Source organism: Salinispira pacifica (assembly GCF_000507245.1).
GTDB lineage: Bacteria > Spirochaetota > Spirochaetia > DSM-27196 > Salinispiraceae > Salinispira > Salinispira pacifica.
The window spans coordinates 2558382-2581399 of sequence record NC_023035.1 but is presented as its reverse complement, the minus strand read 5'-3'; the positions used below and the strand labels follow the sequence as shown (position 1 = coordinate 2581399).

The window sequence follows — 23018 nt, the reverse complement described above, 5'->3', positions numbered from 1 at the left end:
AGCAGAAACTCCCCCTAGCAGGGCGGAGGGCTGATTTGCCGGGAGGGCACATGGAATTCATATCCATTGAAACAGAACTTACCACTGCAGTTACCGATTTCCTGCTGGGTGCTGCGGGGGCCTGGGCGGCGGTCAGTCTGATGCGCCGGGTGAACCGCTACAGGATTCCCCAGAAGCCCCGCTTCTGGGCGGCTGCATTCGGTCTGCTCAGCCTTGCGGGCTTCCTGGGGTTTTTCGCCCATGGCTTCGAGATGAGCGATGGGCTCCGGAATGTTTTGTGGCAGCCCCTGTATCTCAGTCTGGGTCTCACAATCTCCATGTTCGCTGCAGCGGTTCTCATTGATCTGCGGAAGAAGGCCGTCCCCCGGGGGGTAATGCCCGGATTTCTTGCCGCCGGAGCTCTCTTCTACCTGCTTACCCTTGTGTTTCCCGGGAGTTTCCTGATTTTTATTCTCTACGAAGCGCTTGCCATGATTTTTGCACTTGGCGCATACATATTTCTCAGCGTTCGTTCTCCCGGAAGAGCCCCTTTCCTCATGACCGCAGGAATTTTCCTGAGCATCCTGGCAGCTGCGGTACAGGCTGCCGGAAGTGTGGAAATACGGATTATCTGGCTATTTGATCACAACGGGGTGTTTCATATTATTCAGATGGCCGGCCTTCTGTTCCTCTATGCGGGGGTGAAGGCCGATGAAGCTGATGATAAGGAAGGAGAGCACGCACATGCCTGAACAGCAGCTGCATCTGGGAGACTGGCTGCCCTACAAAGAGGACCGGAATGCCGGCAAGGGGGGGCGGAGTTTCTACTTCTTCGATTTTGATGACAATATTCTCCATCTGGATACCAGGCTTATCTTGTTCCACCGGGATGACCACAGCGAACTGGAAATCAGTTCGGAAGACCTTTCACGGCACGGAGCAGGTATCGGTAAAAAAGGACCCTTTCGGGATTACTATATCAACAACGATGACCGCACAGGATCCTTCAGAAATTTCCGGGATATGCCGCTGAACTTCCGCCGTCTCATACGCCGCACGCCCCAGACCCTTACGGAGGACTTGCGAACCGCTCTTTTGAAACCGGTGTGGGATTGGCACGGCCCCAGCTGGAATCATTTTTTCTATGCGGTGCTTAACCGGAGGCCGGTGAGCATCATTACCGCCCGGGGTCACAGCCCACGGACGCTGCGTAACGCCCTGAATGAACTCACCCGTCAGGAGCATCTCTACCGCCGGCCCAATATTCTGTCTCTCTATCCGGTAACCAATCCGCGTTTGCGCCGGCGGATCTTCCAGGATCCGGAATACCGTAAACCGGTATCTGAATTGAAGAGCCTGGCCCTGTTCCGTGCCGTTGAAGACGCCTTCCGGAAGTACGGGCGAAATCCCTACCACCGCTTCGGCGTCAGCGATGATGATCCGGCGAATATCCGGGAGATCACCAACACCCTGATCCAGGTGAAAAAGCGCTACCCCGAAAATGCATTTTTCGTCATTGACACCTCCGGGGAAGGGGTTCAGAAGACCGAGATATTCCCCGACCATGTTGAATCCTCCCGGAAGATCGGCTTAAGCGATGCCCTGAATTATCAGCTGTTCGATTTTTAGACGTCGGTGGGAAGGGGCATTTCCGCCGGCGGATGCGGGTATTGCTGCCTCCATGGTGCCGCCTGGGAGGAGCACTTACCGATGTGAAGCGCTCCCCGATGAGGAGCACGAGGAGCACTTAGCGATGAGGGGGCAGTTTGTCCCTGAACGGGGTTTATGTTATTATATGAATATTGATGCAACGGCGGGTCGGGAGATTCCAAAAATCCTGTCTCAGGCTTTTTTCCGGAAACACCCCGTTCCTCCTGAGCTCACGTTTTCCGGTGCGCAGAGGTATCAGCCTCCTTCCAACCGGCAAAACCAATCCACTATTCACAAGGGTGCACATTCATGTCCAAGATTATCTATACACGTACCGATGAAGCTCCGGCTCTGGCAACATATTCCCTTCTTCCCGTCATTCAGCAGTTTGCCGGGACTGCGGGAGTTGATATTGAAACCCGGGATATTTCCCTTGCAGCCCGGATTCTTTCCCAGTTTCCGGATTACCTTTCTACCGAGCAGAAGGTGCATGATGCTCTGGCCGAGCTGGGAGAACTGGTGCAGCGGCCCGAGGCGAATATTATCAAACTTCCAAATATCAGCGCTTCCATCCCCCAGATTAAACGGGCGGTTTCAGAACTTCAGGCAGCCGGGTTTGCCGTACCGGACTATCCCGATGAGCCCCAATCCGATACGGAACGGGAAATCCGTAAGCGCTACGACAGGGTGAAAGGATCCGCCGTGAATCCCGTGCTTCGGGAAGGAAATTCCGACCGAAGAGCACCCCGGGCGGTGAAAAATTATGCAAAAAAGCATCCCCACAGCATGGGAGAATGGACTCCGGAATCCAGGTCCGTAGTTGCAAGCATGAGCGAAGGGGATTTCTACGGAAGCGAGGAATCTGTACGGTTTCAGCAGGCTGATTCGGTGCAGATTGAGTTTCATGGCAACGACGGCAGCCGAAAAACCCTGAAACCCTGGTTTCCCATGGAGAAGGGGGAGATTCTCGACGCGGCCCGGATGAGCCGGAAGGCTCTGAGAGATTTTCTGAAAAAAGAGATACGGGACGCAAAAGAGGCGGGAGTGCTGTTTTCCATCCATCTGAAGGCAACCATGATGAAGGTATCGGACCCGATTATTTTCGGTCATGGGGTTTCCGTCTTCTTTGAGGATGTTTTTTCCCGGTACGGGGAGGATTTACACAAAGCGGGAGTGAACCCCAATAACGGACTGGGGGATCTTCTCGCCAGGCTGGATCAGCTGCCCGAATCCAAACGGCAGGAAATTCTCGACTCCATCGAAAATGCCCTTGACCAGGGTCCGGAACTGGCCATGGTGGATTCGGATAACGGAATCACCAATCTTCATGTACCCAGCGATGTGATTATCGACGCTTCAATGCCGGCGGCCATCCGGGCCGGGGGGAAGATGTGGGCTCCAGACGGCAGCCAGAAAGATATGAAGGCGGTGATCCCCGACAGAAGCTATGCGGGAGTGTACGCAGAAACGATTGAACACTGTAAAAAGCATGGTGCGTTCGATCCCCGAACCATGGGGAGCGTATCCAATGTGGGGCTGATGGCACAAAAGGCCGAGGAATACGGTTCCCACGATAAAACCTTTGAAATTCCCGAATCCGGGAACGTGGTTGTCCGCCGTGAGTCGGATGAAGCGGAAATCTTCCGGTATGATGTTGAAGAGGGTGATATTTTCCGGATGTGCCAGGTGAAGGAAGCCGCAGTCAGCGACTGGGTGAAACTGGCTGTGAACAGGGGACGGGAGTCGGGAGTACCCGTGGTGTTCTGGCTTGACGGCCGGCGGGCCCACGACAGTCAGCTGATCAAAAGGGTTGAGAACCTGCTCCCCCACCACGACACCGATGGACTGGAGATCTATATTATGCCTCCGGTTGAGGCCGCCCGCTATTCCCTGGATGTTGCCCGGGCCGGAAAAGACTGTATAGCCGTTACAGGAAATGTGCTCAGAGACTATCTCACCGACCTGTTCCCCATTCTCGAACTTGGAACCAGCGCCAAGATGCTTTCAATCGTTCCCCTGATGAATGACGGAGGACTTTTTGAAACCGGAGCCGGGGGGTCGGCACCCAAGCATGTACAGCAGTTTGTGAAAGAAGGGCATCTGCGCTGGGATTCTCTGGGGGAATTTCTGGCCCTGGGGATGAGCCTGAAGCATCTGGGACGTTCATTTGATAACCCCCGGGCAATTGTTCTGGGTGATGCCCTGGACGCGGCCACGGAAAAGCTGCTGGACAATAACAAGAGTCCCAGGCGGAAAGTTCATGAACTGGACAATCGGGGGAGTCACTACTATCTGGCCATGTACTGGGCGGAAGCTCTTGCGGAAAATAACGACGATCCCGAACTTGCCCGCAGGGCCTCAGAGCTGGCCCGGAAGCTGGAGAAACATGAACAGGATATTCTCCGCGAACTGGATGACGCCCAGGGTGCCCCGGTTGAAATCGGAGGCTATTTTTACCCGGAGCAAAAGCTGGCGTCCCGGGCCATGCGGCCCAGCGAAACCTTCAACCGCATTCTTGCGGAATTCTAATACGGCGGCTGATCAACGCACTGCGCCGGGGTATGGTGACCCTCCCCCGGCGCGTACCCTGCTGTTAATCTGTTGAAGGGGGCTGAAATGAAAGATATTCGCCCAGTATGCGGTAGAACGTTTTTCTCTTGAAAGGTTTTGCCAGATAATTGTCGCAGCCTGCGTCGTAACAGCGCTGAATATCCTCCCCCGAGGCGTTGGCAGTGAGGGCAATCACCGTGTCCCGGGGCTTTCCCTCTTCATGTTCCCTGCGCCTGATCTCCCTGGTCGCCTGGTAGCCGTCCATCACCGGCATCTGGATATCCATGAGTACAAGAGCCGGCCGCCGTGTGCTCAACCATTCCACGGCCTGTTCACCGTTCTCCACCACATGATACTCAAGGCCCGCGTTATCAAGGTAGGCTTGAACCACTACCTGATTCATGGGTGAATCTTCAACCACCAGAATGAGCCCATCGTCAGATTCGGAGGCAGGGGCGGTTTTTCCGTCGTTTTCCCTACGTTCATCCGTTTCACGTCCCAGGGGAAGGTTGAGGGTGAAGGAAAATACACTGCCTTTCCCTTCACGACTCTCAACAGTGAGTTCTCCCCCCAGTCGCTCCACCAAATTTCGGGATATGCTTAATCCCAGGCCTGACCCGCCGAATTTCCGGGTTGTGGTGCTGTCCGCCTGGGTGAACAGTTCGAAAATTTTCTCTTTCTTATCTTCAGATATCCCGATCCCGGTGTCCTCCACAGAGAATGTGATGCGCGTGTGGTCTGTACCGGATTTTACTCCCTGTACCCTCAACAGCACATAGCCCTCCTGAGTGAACTTGATGGCGTTGCTCAGAAGGTTCAAAAGAACCTGCCTCAGTCTCAGGGGATCGGAACAGACCACCAGAGGGGACTCAAAGAGGTCCAGACTGCAGTCCAGATCGATTCCCTTCTCCTGTGCCCGGTATGTGAACATATTCACCATTTTCTGAATCTCTTCCTGAAGACTGAATTGAATGGTCTCCAGTTGGATTTCATCTGCTTCGATCTTGGAAAAATCAAGAATATCGTTGATCAGGGCCAGCAGTTCCTCTCCTGCACTGTGAAATATATTCACGTATTCAGTCTGCTTCTCACTGAGTTCGGTTTCCAGAAGCAGTTCGGACACACCGATGATTGCGTTCATGGGGGTCCGGATTTCATGGCTCATGGTGGATAAAAAATTGCTTTTCGCCTTGTTTGCTGTTTCGGCGGCGTTTTTGGCTTCTTTGAGCTGGTCCGCCAGAAGACGGGCCCGTTCTTCCCTCTGCCTGATCCGTTCGTAGCTGGATTTCAGTTCAATCGTCATGCCGTTCAATACGGATGCCAGCTCCACCAGCTCGCGGTTACTGCGGATATGAAATTCATGGTCAAGATTACCGTCTGCGATGATCTCCGCACCCTCCTTCAGAGCTGCCAGGGGGCGATTTATGGATCTGACGATGAGTATAACAGCAGCCGCCGAAACCACAGCAGCGATCCCCATGATGAGCACCAGAAGCGACTGAAGTCCCTGTACCGGTTGAAGCAGGCTTGAGAGGTTCTGCTGGATAAGAATGATCCAGTCCACCGCGGATCGTGGATCAGTTTCTCTGCTGCTTGCCCTGGCGGTTATGGTATTGGTGTCTTTACTAATCCAGAACTCCTGGCCGCCCTCCAGCTTTCGAAAAAGTTCAGGATCCTCCAGATATTCCAGGTAGGTGAACAGCCGGGTGGAATACAGAGTTCTGCCGTCCGAAGTCAACAGCCGGATGAATATCTGACCTGACCTGCCGGAGTTGATTCTTGCTTCCTGAATGATGTTGCTGATGTCCAGAAACCCGTGGGTGTACCCCAGGAGCTGTCCCTCCTGCCCATGAATGGGAAGGGTAATTCCCAGCCCGTAGCCGTCCACACCCACATTGTAATAGACTTCCTCGATCACATATCCACTGGTATCTGAACGCTGAAACCAGGAGCTTTCGCTCCAGTCATACTGATACGGCGGGTTGGAATAGGCCAGCAGGGCTCCGTAACGGTTGGTTATAAACACTTCCGGAAAACTGCTGTACCCCCTTTGGGTCATGCTCTTGCCCACAAATAAATCATTCAGGTAGGTGGAGAGGTTGCCGTCTGTGGAGCCGCCTCCCTCCCAGCGGGAATAGATCGCTTCATTTTTGGACAGCAGCTCTTGTATGGACTCCGAGGCTTCGAATTCATTATTCGATTGTTCCAGTGCTGAGATCACCAGCGGATTCACCTCCAGGAGATCCAACTCATAACGGCGTGCGTTGATAATACGGATGATTTCTCCCATGGTCTGATCTGCCAGTTCGGCATTTCTCCGTGCAAATATTTCACTCAGATTTCTTCCGGTTACACTCAACAGGCTCACGGTAAGAATCCATAAAAATCCGATAATAAACAGAAGCAGCAGGATTTTTCCACGTATGGAATTAAAAAAGGAAGCTATTGAAGAAATATCCGTTCTCCTTCCCGGAACTGAACCGGAACGAGGGGCAGGTTAAAACTCCTCTGTCCTCTGGATTTGTATACATCGCCGAAAAGACCGGGGAACACGAACTCCTGTTCCAACAGCCTCAGGATATTCTCCGGGCTGACTTTATCAAGTTCCTCTGCCAGACTTCCCAGCATGGTAATTACATCATAGCCCGCTGCGGCATTATGATGAAATTCCTGATTGAATTCTTCCTCATAGCGAAGCTTGAGATCCTTCACCAGGCTGTAGCCCGGGTTGTACACCGAAGGACTGGCGACGATAATCCCCTGTGCCTCTTCCATTTCCAGAAATATTTCTGTGGACATGGTGCTCGTGCCCAATATCAGTCCCGGGAAATTCTGATTGCGGATCTCTTCCAGTGCGGCAATACAGCCGGCTTCAAACCCTGCAATCAGGATTGCGTCGCTGTTGCCCGCCAATAGGACCTGGTTGGAAATGTCCTGGGTTGCAGCCGGGTAGGGGGCTGAGAGCACCCGGATCCCTTTCCCGGAAAAGGTTTCTCCGGCCTGGTGGTAGATGGCCTGACCGTAGGCATCATCCTGATGAATTACCGCCAGGCTCTTTACTTCGGGATAATTCACCATGGGTTCCAGCGCCCGTATCTCATCCGTGGCGGACTGGTAATAGCTGTAGGTATACCGGTTTTGTCTGGGCACTTCGGGATTGGTGGCAACCAGGGCGACCATGGGGATCTCTTCCTGAAGCGATACAGGACCTGTCTCCAGGGAAACTGAGCTGAGAACGGGGATGATTACATCGGGATCGCCGTTTTTCAAAAACTCCGTAAGTTTTTTTTTGGCGGTGTGCGGATCCGATTTACTGTCCGCAAACAGGAGGCGCAGCTCCCGGTTTTTCAGTTGTCCCCGGGCTTCAAGGTCATCTGCGGCCATTTCCATTCCCGATCGTACCGGGGCCAGATATGAGGCAAATCCGGTCTCCGGGAACAGAACATAAATTTCCATGACCGAGTCGGGTTTGCTGCAGCCCGCCCCCGATATTGCGATTATTGCTGCTATAACCAGGGTGAGTCTGTGAAGAATATTGCTGGGTTGTGCATAGTTTTTACAGGTTTTCATATAGAAATAATATTTGTTCATGTCAGGGAAAAAATCAATTCAGCTGCCGAAGCGCCGGAGGGGGGGGATACGCCCCCACAGGAACTCATGCCTGAATCCGCCGGGGATGAAATCTGTTATCAAGGGAGGTGTTCCCGAAGATATGATCGGTCAGTCGGCCGGCCAGGCCGGGAGCCAGCATAACCCCCCGGGTGCCCAATCCGTTGAGTACATACTGCCTGGGGAAAGACGGCAGGGGACCTGCGTATGCCATGCGGTCCCTGCTGGAAGGGCGAACCCCGGCCCGGGCGTGGATGATTCTGGATTCCAGTTCCCGGGAGCTCAGGGGCAGGATCTGTGAAAGAACCTGCAGCAGCCAGTCACGGCCTTCCTCCCGGTATTCCGGATCATTGAAATCTCTCAGATAACTTGCACCGGCATGGTATATGCCGGGCCGTTCATCGGGCTGAATAATCAGTCCGGCGCTGATCATGGAGCTGCTCTCAAGTTCGGGCAGACTCAGGGTGAGAACTTCTCCCTTGACCGGGTAATAGGGAAGCTGATCTCCGGGCAGGGGAGGGGAAGCCGATCTCTCCATGAACCGGCTCTGGATACCCCGGGCGTGGATGATTATTTCTCCGGAATCCGGCAAAATGCCGGGAGCTTCCAGAAACCGTTCAATCAGAAGTCCATCTTCAATCAGAAGGCTGCGGAAATCCCTGATCAGCCGGTCTGCTTCGATCCAGCCGCTTGAGGGTATGACACCGCAGCCCCAGGGGGCGGCAACGCCCTGAAAGGAGTTCGGCAGGGGCCGTGGAGGGGATGTCCAGCCTGCCGTACCCTCCCGGCGGGAAGCCTGCTCCCAACGGTCCCGCTCCTGTTCTGTTCGGAATATCCGGATTGCGGGCTCTTCATGAACATATCCCCCGGAATAACCCCGATTGAGAAGCAGCTTTTCCAGCTCACGGTAGGATTCCCAGGCAGCGGGTATGAGCTCCGTGCCGGTTGCCAGGGTCATCCGTTTGAATACCAGAGGATTAATTGCCCCCTGGGACACGGAAGAGCAGCCGTATTCCGGGCCGGGATCATATACGGTGAGTGTTGACGGATCGGTATAGCCCCGTTTCATAAGATGAAACGCAAGCATGGTGCCGGCTATCCCCTGACCGGCGATGCGAATCCGGGAAATGCCCACTGTGTTAAAAGTCCGTGCTTTCGGCCTGAATGGCCGGCTTTACATGTTTCAGGGTGGAGAGAAGTCCGCAGGCAGCCTGAATGTCCTCCCCCCTGCTTCGGCGGATGGTGGTCATGATGCCCCGGGATTTCAGAAAGGACTGAAACTCCTCCATTTTTTTCCGGGGGCTGCCCTTCAGCGGCGAGTCGGGTATGGGATGAAAATGGATAAGGTTTACCTTGCAGCGCAGACCGTTCAGCAGTTTCACCAGCCTCCGGGCATGTTCCGGTGTATCATTTTCCCCGTCAAACATGATGTATTCAAAACTGAGCTTCCTCTGGGAAAAGTCGAACTGCCTCAGGCTTTCGATAACGTCTTCTATGGGATACACGTTCTGTACCGGCATGAGCTGCCTCCGCTGTCCGTCGAAGGGGTTATGAATGGAGATTGCCAGCTGAGCCCTGGTCTCACGGAGAAAGCGTTCCATGGGAGGAATTACACCGATGGTGGAAACGGTGATCCTCTTTGCGCTCATATGAAGACCTTCGGGGTGGGTGAGAATCCGGATGCTCTTGATCACAGCGTCGATATTGTCCATGGGCTCCCCCATCCCCATGTACACGATATTGGTGAGGCTGGAGCGTTCCGGAAGGGTGTACACCTGACTGAGAATTTCTCCCACGCTGAGCTGACCCTGAAATCCCTGGCGGGCGGTCATGCAGAACAGACAGCCCATCTTGCAGCCCACCTGGGTGGACAGACACAGAGTTGCCCGGGTTTCCTCCGGAATATAGGCTGCCTCCACAAATTTACTTCCCGGTGCAGGATACAGGTACTTTTTGGTACCGTCGGAAGAGATATCTTCATGGCTGTGGGGCACCGGCTGTGCGCTGTACTCAGCTGACAATTTTTCCCGGAGCGATTTTGAAAGATTGGTCATCAGGCTGAAATCCCAGACCATGTGACCGTAGATCCAGCTGAACAGCTGTTTGGCCCGGAAGGCAGGTTCGCCCAGTTCTTTCATGAGGGCTTCCAGCTCTTCCATGGTATATCCGAATATATTTGTCATATTAACCGTCCTTATGGGGCCGGGGGAATGTGATTCCCCAGCCTGGTGCAGCGGCCTGGTCCGATTACTCCGCCGGGCTTTCAACGGGCGGCGGGATTAGAAATAGATCTCCGAAATCACGGAAGAGTAGGGAATACCCAGGCGGTACAGCAATTGTCGGACTTGGATGATCATCTGTTCGCTTCCGCAGAGATAATAGCCGGCGTCCTTCGGCAGATGTACTGCGCCGGTTTCTTCAATCCAGGAGGTGAGTCTGCCGGGAAAAATAAACGGCATGAGCCCCGGTTCCGCCGAGTTCCGATTATCAGGCTTGCTCAGGCAGGCAATATACGGAAATTTATCCGGCTCATCAAGTCCGCCTGCAGTGGATGTGACATATTCCGATCCGTAAAAATCCTCTATCCAGCGTGCCCCGTGGATGAGCATTGCGCCGGAGTGATACCCGGCCCGCCAGGCCGAAAGAAAGGGGGCGACTCCGGTGCCGTTGGCTATCCACACCCGGCGGATACCGCCGTGGTTTGCAACGGATTTTCCGCCGTCGGGAGATGTTCCCGGAAGAAACTCCCCTCTGGGTCGGCTCACAAACAGAGTGTCTCCCGGTCCCATTTGTGAAAGCCTGGGAGTGAGTTCACCCTCCGGAGTGACCGTATAAAGGATTTCCAGTCCGGAATTTCCCGGAGGACTTGCTATGCTGTACAGCCGGGGCGGCGTATCGGCGGAATCGCTCAGGGCCACCATTTGTCCGGGGATAAAATCAGGTGAATAATCCAGGGTAAGTATATATGCGCTTTTTCCGTATGTTCTCTGACTGAGAATTTTCACCCTGCTCAAGGGGCTTTCGGTTTGCTTCATCTGGGGTGAGTATACCCGTTCACCCTGCGATAATAAAGTCCCGGGGAATTTCAGTCCCGCGTTCCACCTGTCTGAGGGTTATCACCTCCACGTCCCTGACCACGGCGGATGGCGGGCCGCCGTCCAGCCAGCTACGGTAGGCCTGTATCCCGCCGGCGTCTCCGAAGGCCCGGGTTTCCACATCTCCCCCGGGAAGGTTCCTCACCCAGCCTGTCAGTCCCAGCCGTCTGGCACGGGTGAGGGCGGAGTATCGGAATCCAACGCCCTGTACCATTCCCGATATTCTGCAATGAAGCTCTTCCATAGGATCTACTCTCTCCCGGCCTCCCCGGAACTGCTGCTTCCGGCGGCTGTCGCCCCGGCCGGAACCGCATGGGGGTGCACCCGGAACTCCATGGACTTCCAGCGATTCATGGCGCTGAGGATGGCGGTGAACTGGGCCGCTGAAGTATCCGTGTCTCTGCCGACTCCCCAGATACTGTGTCCGTCCCGGGCTTCCACCCGGATATAGGCTGCCGCTTCGGTGGCCGAGCCTGCTCCGATGGCCTGCTCCTCATACTCGGCTACGCTCATCTGCAGATCGAACAGGGCATTCAGGCCGTTCATGAAGGCGCTGATGGGGCCGTTCCCCGTGCCCTCAACCGGATACTCTGTACCTTCAAGTTCCACGCTGCCGTGAAAATTCACATCTCCGCTGTGATGTCCCCTGGAGAGAGCATATTCTGCCAGAGCCAGTTTATCCCGGCGGTTTACATACTCCCTGTCGAAGGCATGCTTAATTTCCGAACTTGATAATTCCCGTACAAGCTGATCGGAAATTGAATTGATGTGGGTGCCGATTTCCGGCTGCAGGCTCCGGGGGATCTTCAATCCGTATTCGTTCTCCAGAACATACGCAACGCCACCTTTTCCGCTCTGGCTGTTGATCCTGATAATTGCTTCGTAGCTCCGGCCGATATCCTGGGGGTCAATGGGCAGATAGGGTACGTCCCAGCGGCTCTGGGGATCCTTGTCCACCAGGGCCATGCCCTTGCTGATCGCATCCTGATGGCTTCCGCTGAATGCAGTGAAAACAAGATCTCCCCCGTAGGGATGGCGTTCGTGCACGTGCATTCTGGTAGTCTCTTCATAGATCCGCCTGATTCGGGGGATATTGTGAAGATCCAGCCCCGGATCAACACCCTGGCTGTACATGTTCAATGCAAGGGTGATTATATCCACATTGCCGGTTCGTTCACCGTTCCCGAAGAGGGTGCCTTCCACACGGTCGGCGCCGGCCATCAGTCCCAGCTCGGTGGCAGCCACCCCGGTACCTCTGTCATTGTGGGTGTGCAGGGAGATAATCACTTCATCCCTGCGTTTCAGATGTCTGATCATCCATTCGATCTGGTCTGCGAAAATATTGGGTGTACTTAACTCCACGGTGGCGGGAAGATTAATGATCATCTTTCCCCGCTTTGCAGGATCCCAGAGATCAATTACCGCATCACACACCTCCACTGCATATTCAAGTTCCGTGCCGGTAAAGCTCTCGGGGCTGTATTGAAAAATCAGTTCAGTGTTTTCCAGCTCATCCAGGAGATCGATGACATTCTGAGTCCCTTCCAGGGCGATCTGTTTAATCTCTTCCTTGTTTTTTCTGAAGGTAATCCTCCGCTGCTGTTCCGATGTGGAATTATATAAGTGAAGAACCGCCCGCTTTACGCCTTTCAGGCTTTGCACCGTTCTCTCGATAAGATGTTTTCTGCTCTGGGTGAGAACCTGCACGGCCACATCATCAGGTACCATGTTGTTATCGATGAGAGTTCTGAGAAAATCGTATTCAATCTGACTGGCGCTGGGAAAGCCTATTTCAATCTGTTTGAACCCCATTTCCACCAGGAGGTTGAACATTCTTTCCTTCTCCTGAATATTCATGGGCTGGGCAAGTGCCTGATTTCCGTCCCTGAGATCAACTGTGCACCACAGGGGATGGCGGGTTATCCGGTTATTCGGCCACTGTCTTTCGTGCAGATTCACCTGGGGGTAGGCTTTATACTTTGACATACGATCCTCCATCGTTTTCTGATTCCGGGAATTCCGATCCCCGGAGTCCGGGCAATAAAAAACCCGCTGCGTGTATGCAGCGGGTGTGATTTCCGTTGTCGTTTCCAGAAGCGGATATTACCGGTTCTGGATACAGACACACGCACTGCAGCAGTAAGAGTTCAAACCTAGTAGGAGTAGGGTGGGAATGTCTGCTGTGCCTGTGATTCTGTTCATAGTACCCTAATAATGCCGTTATGCCGGGCATATGTCAATATTTATTCCTGAAATATGGGAATTTATACAGATTTTCACGGGAAATTCAGCCCCGGGGCAAGAATGCCCCTGCAGCTGACGGTAAGCGGAGAACAGGGGATTCTGGGGACCTTTCACTTGCCCGGCCGGGTATTCACGGCTACAATTAACCCGGGAGGAGGGACTATGCGAAACAGCGATACCATTGCAGGAAGCAGCAGTCTGGGGGAACGGCTTGGCAAGATCAAGCGAAGTGAAACGGTTTATCTGCATCATGGTAAAAGAAAAACTCTCATACGGGACCGAATCACCATCGGAAGGTCTTCCGACTGCGATATCATCATTTCCGATAATCTTACATCCAGGCATCACGCCCTTATTCAAAAAATCAAGAACGCGTATTTCATCACCGATGAAGACAGTACCAACGGTGTGCTGGTGAACGGCCAAGTGATCGAAAAAGGCACCTATGTAAGACTTCATCCTTCGGACACCATCACAATCGGTCGAACCGAACTACATTTGCTGCCCGGCTGAAAATCCCGCATCCAGGCAATACCCTGTGCCGTTGAGTATAGGGGCTGTATGCGAGATTTCCCTTGAATACATTCAGCACCCTCAATACCTTACTAATTACCTGATAATTCGGCATACGGCAGCGGGCATGTGAACCATGCCCCATGGACTGATGTGCCCCGGGGTACCCGCGTAACCCTGTTTCCGGACAGAAACCGTCTCAGGGCCTGATATGCGGGGGTAAATTGTACAAAACGGAGGTGAGACAGGGATGGCAGAGTTGGTAATTGTCAGACATGCCAAATCAAGCTGGAAATTCCAGGATCTTGAAGACTTTGAGCGACCGTTGAACGAAACCGGGAGAAACGACATCCAGCTCATGAAGGAGCATTATCCCCAGCGTCTGCCTGCGCCGGATATTATTCTTGCCAGTTCAGCCGAGCGGACCCGTGAAACGGCACAGGCCCTGAGCACCTACTGGAGAGATCTGCCGCCGCCTCTGTTTCTTGATGAGCTGTATCTGGCCGACGCGGAAACCATTCTCCTTGCTCTTCGCAACCACGGAAAGGGAGAGTGTGTTTATCTGTGCGGACATAACCCCGGTGTGAGCCATGCCGCATCCCGTCTCTGCAACAGGGATCTGGGAGATTTGCCCACGTTTTCTGCCGTTCATATATCCCTGGAATCGGGCAGCGGAAACTGGAGTTCACTGAACTGGGATGACGGCAGCTTCCGAAAGGTTCTTACCCCGTTCCGGGAATAGGCCGGTGGGGAACCAAATCTGATTACAAGGAGAAATTTCATGCCCGAATCAGCCAAGGAAGGGACTCAGACTCTGAAGAAACGTCCTCAAGCCGGAATTCTCCCCGGGGAGCTGGGCGCCGCTCTGCAGCGCTACTCCCGGCGGTACTCCGAAGAGGATGGGACGGTCCGGCGGATGCTGGATCTGTTGAATGCGGGAGATGATGCGTTTTCCAGAAACTTTTTCACACCAGGGCATTTCACCGGATCGGCGTGGGTTATTGATCCCCTGGAAGAAAGGGTATTACTCACCCACCATCGCCGGCTGGATATGTGGCTTCAGCTGGGAGGACACGGAGAGGGCGAACTGGATATTCTCGGCATTGCCCTGAGAGAGGCGGTGGAGGAATCGGGAATCCCCCAATCCCATCTGAAACTGGGCTACGACGATCTCTTCGATATCGACGTACACGCCATTCCGCCGGGCAGGAACGAACCGGCTCACAGCCATTTCGATATCCGCTTTCTGTTCACCTCGGACTCCCGCCGTGAGGTGGTGGTAAGCGATGAATCCCATGATCTGTCCTGGGTTGGGCTGGATGCGCTGGAAGCCTACACACAGGAAGAAAGCATGCTGAGAATGAGAGACAAAAGCCGGCACCTGCTGGATGCTCTGAAGAGAGACCCATGATGCAGAAGCGGGGATTGAAATTTGTACTTTGCAGCTCCCTGGATCAGGTGGATCCGGATGAATGGAATTCCTTTCTCAGCTCCCAATCCCCGCCGTTTCTCCGCTATCACTGGATGCGGGCATACGAGATATCCGGTTCCATGACCCCGGAAACCGGATGGCAGCCCATCCATCTCCTTGGAATTGAAGATGACGGGTCTTCCCCCAACCCTGATACCCCCGGGGTACCGGCGGTGGACGGAGGAGTCCCGACGGTGGACGGAGATCCCCCGGAGGGGAGGCCGTCAAAACAGACGGCAGAACAGCCTTCAACACAGACAGAGAAGCAGGGCCGCTACCGGGGACTGCGTTTCGCTTTGCCCCTGTATATCAAGAGCCACAGCTGGGGGGAGTTTGTCTTCGATTTTGCTTGGGCGGATGTGGCCCGGCAGCTGGGAAAGGCGTACTACCCCAAGGCGGTGGGGGTGATCCCTGCCACGCCTTCCACGGTCTACAGTCCTTTGTGCGACCGGGAAGATTATGCTGAGCTTCTCGCCTCGGCAGTTGATTTTCTCCGGGAGGAACTGCCCCGACTGGGGGTGATGAGCCTTTCGTTCCTGTTCACTCAGGCTCCGTTTGCCGATGATCTGGAATCTTTGGGATTTCACCGCTGGGTGCACCAGGGCTTTGAGTGGAAGGGAGAGGGGCTGGATACATTTGATGACTATCTCGCTCTGTTCAATAAAAATCAGCGGAAGAATATCCGGAAAGAACGAAAACGTTTCCAGGAAAGCGGCCTTGAGGTAAGGTTGAGCAGCCCGGATCAGCTTGATCAGGAAACAGCAGACGATATGTTTGATCTCTACGAGCGGACCAACGATCAATTCGGACCATGGGCGGCAAAGTTTCTCAACAGGGAGTTTTTCCGTGAGGTGTTTCGAACATGCGCAGATAATATTGTGCTTGTGAATGCCGTTGACCGTGGAGAGGTGGTGGCCCGTTCCATGCTTCTGAAAGACCGGAGAAGGCTGTTCGGAAGATACTGGGGAACCCGGCGATTCGTGAAAGACATGCATTTCAATTTATGCTATTACGAGCCCATCGATTATGCCATCCGGGAAAACCTGGTGAGTTTTGATCCGGGAATGGGCGGGGAGCATAAACCCCGCCGGGGGTTCCAGGCGGTGGAACAGTACAGCATGCATCTCTATTTTGATCCTCTCATGGATCAGCTGTTTCGGGGCAATATTCATCAGTTTAATGAAAGCGCACAGGGAATGATTGAGCATATCAACTCCCATCTGCCGCTGAAGGATCATCGGTAATTCACCCGGTATCTTCCTCCTTGACGATGATCCGAGTCCGGAAAAAATGCTGAAAATAATTTCCCGTATGCGGGGGGAAGACCTTTGTGCTACAATGTGGCTTCTCAATAGATGAAGGGAAATTTGAATGAAGCAGATCAGTCAGAACCTCCGTTTACTATTTCTTGCCATCCCCGTGATTGTCATCCTTGTTTTCTCTATTTACATGCTTGCACAGCTTGCCCTTGAATCGGCCCTCTATACCGATGAAAACGACTGGCTCAATTACGAACAGCGGGATTTCCACGTGGTCGTGCTGTTTCCCGATTCGGAGGACAGCCTGTACCGGCGCATACGGGAGGGCTTGGGCAGTTTTCTGGACGGCCCCCCGGGAGCGGATATCGGACTGCAGTTTCTCGAACCGTTTCCCTTCATGACATCCCGGGAATCCATGTTTCGTCACAGCGAGATAGCCCAGATTGCAGCGGTTGACGGAGTGATCATCGCCGCACCGGTTTCCTCCACTCTGCAGGAAGCCCTGCGTGCCGCCCGGGCACGGGGGTAAAAGTAGTGTCCATGAACGGAAACCTCAGCGACTCTGCAGCTGACAGCGTGGTGGCGGTTAACAGTTTTGCTCTGGGTGCGGAACTGGGGCAGAGTATTTTGAACCTTCCCGTTGATCTTCAGGGCGTGGCCCTGCTTTCCAGTAACCGTGCGCTGATCAGCGATTTCGGAGAGTTTCAAAACGGCCTGAAAACCGCAGTGTTTGCCGGCGACAGGCGGCTGCCCATTTCGGTGATTGAGCTCTCCCCTGACGATATTTTTGCCCGGCAGGCCATAGAGAAAATTCTGAACGAATCACCCGGCTATAATCTGATCATCACCGACAGTCCTGATATCACCATGAATTTGTCCCAGGCCATCATCGAACAGAATATCGTGGGCTCAGCCTACGTAATCGGCAGCGGTTCGGCGGAGGAGCTGGAGGATTATATTGACGCGGGCATCATTCAGGGGCTGATGAATATTTCTCCCGGCGAGGCCGCTCTGAAAACACTCTCGGTAATGTCTGAACTACTCAACGGCAGGGAACCCCGGACCAATGAAGAGATCAACGTGAGGCTGGAGGGGATGTGAAACAGAACCGAATAGCCCTGGGATTGAGCCGGCGATTTTCATCCATCAGATCACGCATCAGTCTTGTGTATCTTCTCACCATTATCCCCATGGCCCTGGCTGCAATTCTGGTGTTTATGTATTCCAACCAGCTTCTGAGTTCAGCCCAGGCCATGTTCGATCAGAACCTTTATCTCGAACAGGTGAACGATGTGGTCACCAGCCTGGACGTCAAGACCCGGCAGTACCTGAATCTCCGGGACAATCAGGCGCTGCGGGAATTTATTGAACTTGATTCCCAGCTTGCCCAGCTGATTGCCCGGCTTCCCGCCGCACCCGGAACCAGCCAGGATATCCTGAATCTTCATCTGCTGAGAAATCTCTTTGAAGAATATCAGAACAAGGTTCGTGCCGCGGTACAGGCCCGCCGGGGACGTCTTACCCAGCAGTACAGCCTCTATTATGAGGAAAGCCAGACCATTATCGATTATATCAATCTTCTGGTGCTGAATATCAATTGGCTGGATTTTCAGCAAAATCTTCAGCAGTACCTCTCCTTCTCCCAGTGGTATACCGAGATCCAGTTCTGGTCCCTGATCATTCTTACCGCAACCGCAGCATTCAGTCTGGTGCTTATCTCATTCCTATCCTTCAGGTTGAGTACCCCCATTGTGCATCTCAGTGAAGCTGCCAGAGATTTCGGGAAAGGGGATTTCACCGTTTCCCTGATTGATTCCCGGGGGGCCAGCCGGGAGGTTATCCAGCTTACCCGGACCTTCAACACCATGAAAGAGCGTATCAGCAGCTATATAGAACAGCTGAAGGAAACCGCCAAGATTAAACAGGATCTGATGGAACAGAATATTCAGAATCTTCATATGAAACATGTGCTGAAGAGTGCGGAACTGATCGCCCTCCAGAATCAGATCCAGCCTCATTTTCTGTTCAATACCATCAATACGGGTGTACAATTAGCCGTCGTTGAGGGTGCGGAACGTACATCGGATTATCTGGGACATCTTGCGGAAGTGTACCGGTATAATCTCAGGAAAGCAGACTCTCCGGTGAGTCTCCGGGAGGAGCTGAGTTCTCTGGAAAGCTACATATATGTGCTGAAAATCAGATTTGGTGATCGGATCAGTTTTATAACCCATGTTGATGAGGACTGCCTGAACCTGCTTATTCCGCCCCTGGTGCTCCAGCCTCTGGTGGAAAACTCCGTCGGACACGGTCTCAGCGAGATAACCGACGGCGGCGAAGTGCGGATTAGAGGAGAAAGAAAATTCTTGAATGGTCAGGAGAGGCTGGTGCTCTCGGTGGGAGATAACGGAAAAGGAATGAGTAAGGAAAAAGCCGCGGAGGTGCTTGCGGCAGTGGAAACCGATGATCCTCTGGATATGATGATGTCCGATACCCCGGGATCGGGTTGGTGAATGTGCTTCAGCGCATCCGGCTCTTTTTCGGGAAACGGGGAGAGATCGTTCTGGACGGAGAGTCCGGCCGCGGAACGGAGATTCTGTTCAAACTTCCCATCAAGGAGGCGGGCAATGTCTGAAACGGTGAAAGTTTTTATTGTGGATGACGAACAGCCGGTCCTGGAGGGTGTACAGCGGGTTCTTGAGGACAACAGCGGACCCTACCGTCTCGTGGGCTCTGCACTGAACGGAAGCACCGCCCTGGACCAGATCCCGGGGGTGAAACCCGATATTATTCTCATGGATATAAATATGCCCGGGATCAACGGCCTTGAGGTGATCCGCCAGCTGAATGCCGCAGGTGTTCAGGCCGTATCCATACTGATAACTGCATATGAACGTTTTGATATTGCCAGAGAAGCCTTCGGTCTGGGCATTTTTTCATATCTTCTGAAACCGGTGACTCCCCAGAAACTCATTACCGCCCTGGATGAAGCCCGCACAGAAGTGGTTAAACGGCAGTCCCATCACCGTTCTGTACTTCAGGCCAGGGAAGACCTCCAGGAAAGCCGTAAACTCATGGAGTGGTCGTTTGTAAATCAGCTGACCCGGGGGATGCTCTCGGACGATATGATAGAGGAGTTTCTCCCCAGGCTCGGGATAGATGCCGGCACCAGGTTCGTACCCCTGCTTCTGGATTTCCCGGAAGCGTTCTCCGGAAACGCCCATGAACTGATTACCCAGCTGGGCTATCAGCTTCCTCTGCTCAGCGGCAGCCTGATCCACCGCCGCAGGCTGTGGACTCTGATTAAGGGCGAGCACAGTACCGCCTCGGTGAGAAACGCACTGAAGAAAGCTGAGCAGCGCTTGACGGTATCCCCCTTTCAAGCTCCCGGTGATGCGGCACGGGGCATCAGCTGCAGTGTGTACCCCGCCGCAGATGCCTTCCATATTCCTGAGCTTCTCGCCGAATCCTCCCGTACCGCTGTCTTCAGCATCACACAGGGAGAAGGGCAGGCCGGAAATACTGAAGTTGGAACGGCCGCAAAGACAGTAGCTGGAAAGGATGCTTCCTCCGGAGATACCCGGTCCCGGCAATGGGCGGCCGGCGAGCTTGCAGTCGCCCTGGAAAGGCTGCTCATACGGGGTGCCGTGTATGATGCCCGGGACCTGATTTTCTCCTCGCCCTATACGGGCGTCTCACAGAGATGCCTGTCTGCCGGCTCTGAGGATGTGGAGCGTGCATTCATATTTTTACAGCGTATTCTCGCACTGCTCTATTCCCGGGAGGAGACTGAGGTGACCGATGCATGGCTGGGTACGGAGATTGAGGATATCCCCGGTGATGTGGCGGCCCTGGACGATGCGGTGATTCGGGAGTTCCGGCGAATAGCCCGGATGTATTCCCGGAAAATGGACAGCAATCCCCTGATCCGACAGGTGCTCCTCTATATTGATGAGAACTTTCAGCGTCAGTTCAGTCTTGAGGAAGCGGCTCTCCATTGCAATGTGAGTCCTCAGCATCTCAGCCGGAGTTTCAGTTCCCATATGGGCATCTCTTTTGTTGATTACCTCACCCAGATGCGGGTACAGGAAGGAATCAGGCTTATGAAGCAGGGAAAGCAGAATATTTCGGAGGTCGCAAGATTATGCGGCTACAGCGATCCCAATTACTTTTCCCGTATTTTCAAAAAGGTCCATGGCAGCACTCCCTCTGCTTTTATTCAGTCTCTTCAAGGAGAAACGCATTGACGAAATTGAGAAATCAGAAACAACCTGTATTCCTATTACCGCCGTTTGCCGACACCGGCTTCCGGGCTCTGAATCTGCGCCCGAATACCGGGAGAATGTTTCCCCTGCTCATTCTCTCTGTCCTGATGCTCTTTGGATCCTGCAGCGAAGGAGGCGACTCCCAGAGAAGTCATGGACGACTTATCAAGATCGGCTTTTCCCTGGATTCGGTGGTGGTGGAACGCTGGGAGCGGGACCGGGAGGAGTTTATTACCCATGCCAGAAGTCTTGGAGCCGAGGTGAATTACCGTTTTGCCGTGGCCGATGCCCGGAAGCAGGTGGAAGATATTAACGAGCTCCTGGATGACGGAGTGGATGCTCTGGTGGTGGTTCCCAATGATGCCCAGGCTCTCCAGGGAGTTTTGAAACGGGCTGCCAACATGGATGTGCCGGTTATTTCCTATGACAGACTCATCCTTGATTCTCCTGTGTCAGCTTACGTGAGTTTCGACAACGTAGAGGTGGGAAGACTGATGGCCGAGGGAATGATTAAACACGCCGGATTTGACAGCAGGGTGCTGATCATCAACGGTGGAGCCAAAGATAATAATTCCCGGCTTCTGCGCCGGGGCATAGCCGAGGTGCTCAGTCCCTATATCAACCGGGGAATGATCCGCATAGCGGGGGAGATCACCCCCGATGACTGGTACACATCTCTCATTGAAGATGATCTGGAAGAATATATCCGGGAAGAGAAACTGGACGGGATCATCGCCGCCAACGATCTTTTCGCCGACAGCGCCATCCAGATTCTGGCCCGCTACCGTCAGGCCGGCGATGTGGTGGTGGTGGGTCAGGATGCAGACCTTATTGCATGTCAGCGTCTGGTTGAAGGAATTCAGCACCGTACCATCTATAAGCCCATTGACCGGCTTGCACGGCAGGCTGCGGAAACTGCGTTCAACCTTGCCGTGGGAGAAAAGCTTCACAGCAGCCGAACGGTGGATAACGGATACGCCAGAATTCCCGCTGTTATTGTAGAACCGGTGGCGGTGGAAAAAGACAATCTGGAAGAAACGGTAATCGCCGACGGGTTCCACACCCGGGAAGAGGTGTACCGGAACAGGGAGTAGTCCCTCTTCAGGTCTGGGCAGCGGTTGCCGTCCAATTCGGCCGGAAGGTCGGTAGCACAAGTATATGTTAAAAAATTCCCTGTTTCCTGCCTTGAGACCGTCCTCTGCCGAAAAAATTGCAGATGATTCACAAATATTTCTTCATGACGGAATTCTGAACCCGCTGTAGTCTGATATCAATTCGGGCGGTACGCCCGGTACGACACTTTTAAGGAGGGCGTCTTTATGAAGAAGAGTCTTATTATAGCTCTGACGCTTATGTTCATTTTCGGATCAGTTTTCACCGCATTCGCAGAAGGTTCTGCCGAATCCGATGAACTGGTAATTGGACTTTCACTCCCCACACAGCGTGAAGCTCGTTGGGTAAGTGATAAAATCACCATGGAAAACTATGCCGAAGAACTCGGTGTGGAACTGCTTGTACAGGTTGCAGATGCCGACCAGGCACAGCAGGCTTCTCAGGTTGAAACTCTGCTGACCCGGGGAATCGATGTGCTGATTCTTGCACCCCACGATGCTTCCGCTTCTGCTGCTCTTGTATCTGCAGCCGAGGACGAAGGAGTACCTGTAATTTCCTACGACCGTCTTATCACCAATTCCGCAGATGTTGATCTTTACATTTCCTTCGACAACGTGGGTGTTGGACGTCTTCAGGGTGAGTATTTTGTAAACAATACTCCTCCGGGAAATATCATCGTCATGAGCGGTGCTCCCACAGACAACAATGCCAAACTGTTCAAGCAGGGCGCAATGGAATTCATCCAGCCCAAAATTGATGACGGTACCTACAATGTGGTTGCCGAACAGGGTGTTGACAACTGGCTGCCCACCAATGCTCTGAGCATTGTTGAGAACGCACTTACCGCTGCAAACAACGATGTTGTGGGTATTCTTGCTCCCAATGACGGTACTGCCGGCGGCGCAATTGTAGCGCTTGAAGCACAGGGCCTTGCAGGCGACGTTGTGGTAACCGGACAGGACTCTGAAGCTGCAGCCGCCAAGCGGATTCTTGCAGGAACTCAGAGCATGACCGTGTTCAAAGACACCCGTGATCTTGGCAAGGCTGCCATCGACGCTGCTGTTGAGTTTGCAAAGGGAAACACCCCCGAAACCAACGGTGCAGTTGACAACGGTGTGTTCGATGTACCTTCAATCCTGCTGGTACCCTACGTTGTAACTGAAGACAACCTTCAGGAACTGCTTGTGGACAGCGGCTACCTCAGCGAAGACGAGATTCAGTAATCGGATTGATTACCTGCTTCCCTGCGGATTTTTCCCGAGGGGAGTGA

General features: G+C 53.6%; 21 protein-coding genes. 14 read left to right on the top strand and 7 right to left on the bottom strand.

Features of this window, described 5'->3' with window-relative positions; genetic code table 11:
- The first annotated feature begins 50 nt into the window (after window positions 1-50).
- From L21SP2_RS11365 to L21SP2_RS11355, 3 genes are all read left to right on the top strand, one after another.
- A complete protein-coding gene (locus tag L21SP2_RS11365; RefSeq protein ID WP_024268666.1) occupies window positions 51-731 on the top strand; it encodes a DUF6962 family protein in 681 nt (226 codons plus the stop codon).
- On the top strand, window positions 724-1608 hold the full coding sequence (locus L21SP2_RS11360) for a hypothetical protein (RefSeq protein WP_024268665.1): 885 nt from the start codon (window positions 724-726) through the stop codon (window positions 1606-1608). The genes L21SP2_RS11365 and L21SP2_RS11360 overlap by 8 nt, the downstream gene beginning before the upstream one ends.
- Window positions 1609-1938: 330 nt before the next feature.
- Complete coding sequence (locus L21SP2_RS11355; protein WP_024268664.1) at window positions 1939-4158, top strand: NADP-dependent isocitrate dehydrogenase; 2220 nt, start codon at window positions 1939-1941, stop codon at window positions 4156-4158.
- Window positions 4159-4222: 64 nt separating this feature from the next.
- Here the strand turns inward: L21SP2_RS11355 and L21SP2_RS17375 are convergent, their stop codons facing one another.
- From L21SP2_RS17375 to leuA, 7 genes are all read right to left on the bottom strand, one after another.
- Complete coding sequence (locus L21SP2_RS17375; protein WP_024268663.1) at window positions 4223-6547, bottom strand: hybrid sensor histidine kinase/response regulator; 2325 nt, start codon at window positions 6545-6547, stop codon at window positions 4223-4225.
- Between the two features lie 74 nt (window positions 6548-6621).
- Complete coding sequence (locus L21SP2_RS11345) at window positions 6622-7749, bottom strand: ABC transporter substrate-binding protein (RefSeq protein ID WP_169730475.1); 1128 nt, start codon at window positions 7747-7749, stop codon at window positions 6622-6624.
- 85 nt (window positions 7750-7834) lie between these two features.
- Window positions 7835-8923, bottom strand: a complete 1089-nt coding sequence (locus L21SP2_RS11340) for an NAD(P)/FAD-dependent oxidoreductase (RefSeq protein ID WP_024268661.1) — start codon at window positions 8921-8923, stop codon at window positions 7835-7837.
- A gap of 4 nt (window positions 8924-8927) precedes the next feature.
- Complete coding sequence (gene rlmN / locus L21SP2_RS11335) at window positions 8928-9971, bottom strand: dual-specificity RNA methyltransferase RlmN (protein ID WP_024268660.1); 1044 nt, start codon at window positions 9969-9971, stop codon at window positions 8928-8930.
- 96 nt (window positions 9972-10067) lie between these two features.
- Window positions 10068-10823 (bottom strand): ferredoxin reductase domain-containing protein, encoded by a 756-nt coding sequence (locus L21SP2_RS11330; RefSeq protein ID WP_024268659.1) that lies wholly within the window; start codon window positions 10821-10823, stop codon window positions 10068-10070.
- Between the two features lie 19 nt (window positions 10824-10842).
- Window positions 10843-11127, bottom strand: a complete 285-nt coding sequence (locus tag L21SP2_RS11325; protein WP_024268658.1) for an acylphosphatase — start codon at window positions 11125-11127, stop codon at window positions 10843-10845.
- Window positions 11128-11132: 5 nt separating this feature from the next.
- Window positions 11133-12869: a 2-isopropylmalate synthase gene (gene leuA, locus L21SP2_RS11320; RefSeq protein WP_024268657.1), complete on the bottom strand. Its 1737-nt coding sequence runs from the start codon at window positions 12867-12869 to the stop codon at window positions 11133-11135.
- Window positions 12870-13289: 420 nt separating this feature from the next.
- On the opposite strand from leuA, the gene L21SP2_RS11315 reads away from it, so the two are divergent.
- From L21SP2_RS11315 to L21SP2_RS11270, 11 genes are all read left to right on the top strand, one after another.
- Entirely contained in the window at window positions 13290-13640 is a 351-nt protein-coding gene (locus L21SP2_RS11315; RefSeq protein ID WP_024268654.1) for an FHA domain-containing protein, read from the top strand.
- 250 nt (window positions 13641-13890) lie between these two features.
- Window positions 13891-14382, top strand: coding sequence for a SixA phosphatase family protein (locus L21SP2_RS11310; protein ID WP_024268653.1), 492 nt, complete (start codon window positions 13891-13893; stop codon window positions 14380-14382).
- A 39-nt stretch (window positions 14383-14421) separates the two neighbouring features.
- Window positions 14422-15051 carry an NUDIX hydrolase gene (locus L21SP2_RS11305; RefSeq protein ID WP_024268652.1) on the top strand — a complete coding sequence of 210 codons (630 nt, stop codon included), beginning with the start codon at window positions 14422-14424 and terminating at the stop codon, window positions 15049-15051.
- Entirely contained in the window at window positions 15048-16355 is a 1308-nt protein-coding gene (locus tag L21SP2_RS11300; RefSeq protein WP_024268651.1) for a GNAT family N-acetyltransferase, read from the top strand. The genes L21SP2_RS11305 and L21SP2_RS11300 overlap by 4 nt, the downstream gene beginning before the upstream one ends.
- A gap of 127 nt (window positions 16356-16482) precedes the next feature.
- Window positions 16483-16899 (top strand): hypothetical protein, encoded by a 417-nt coding sequence (locus tag L21SP2_RS11295; protein WP_024268650.1) that lies wholly within the window; start codon window positions 16483-16485, stop codon window positions 16897-16899.
- 11 nt (window positions 16900-16910) lie between these two features.
- Window positions 16911-17471, top strand: coding sequence for a type 1 periplasmic-binding domain-containing protein (locus L21SP2_RS11290; RefSeq protein ID WP_041401524.1), 561 nt, complete (start codon window positions 16911-16913; stop codon window positions 17469-17471).
- Window positions 17468-18883: a sensor histidine kinase gene (locus L21SP2_RS11285; protein WP_024268648.1), complete on the top strand. Its 1416-nt coding sequence runs from the start codon at window positions 17468-17470 to the stop codon at window positions 18881-18883. The genes L21SP2_RS11290 and L21SP2_RS11285 overlap by 4 nt, the downstream gene beginning before the upstream one ends.
- Entirely contained in the window at window positions 18880-19005 is a 126-nt protein-coding gene (locus L21SP2_RS19060) for a hypothetical protein (protein ID WP_024268647.1), read from the top strand. Before L21SP2_RS11285 ends, L21SP2_RS19060 begins: the two co-directional genes overlap by 4 nt.
- Window positions 18998-20617 (top strand): response regulator transcription factor, encoded by a 1620-nt coding sequence (locus tag L21SP2_RS11280; protein WP_024268646.1) that lies wholly within the window; start codon window positions 18998-19000, stop codon window positions 20615-20617. The genes L21SP2_RS19060 and L21SP2_RS11280 overlap by 8 nt, the downstream gene beginning before the upstream one ends.
- Window positions 20614-21729, top strand: coding sequence for a D-xylose ABC transporter substrate-binding protein (locus L21SP2_RS11275; protein ID WP_053335687.1), 1116 nt, complete (start codon window positions 20614-20616; stop codon window positions 21727-21729). Before L21SP2_RS11280 ends, L21SP2_RS11275 begins: the two co-directional genes overlap by 4 nt.
- A 225-nt stretch (window positions 21730-21954) precedes the next feature.
- A complete protein-coding gene (locus tag L21SP2_RS11270; RefSeq protein ID WP_024268643.1) occupies window positions 21955-22971 on the top strand; it encodes a sugar ABC transporter substrate-binding protein in 1017 nt (338 codons plus the stop codon).
- The last annotated feature ends 47 nt before the right edge of the window (window positions 22972-23018 follow it).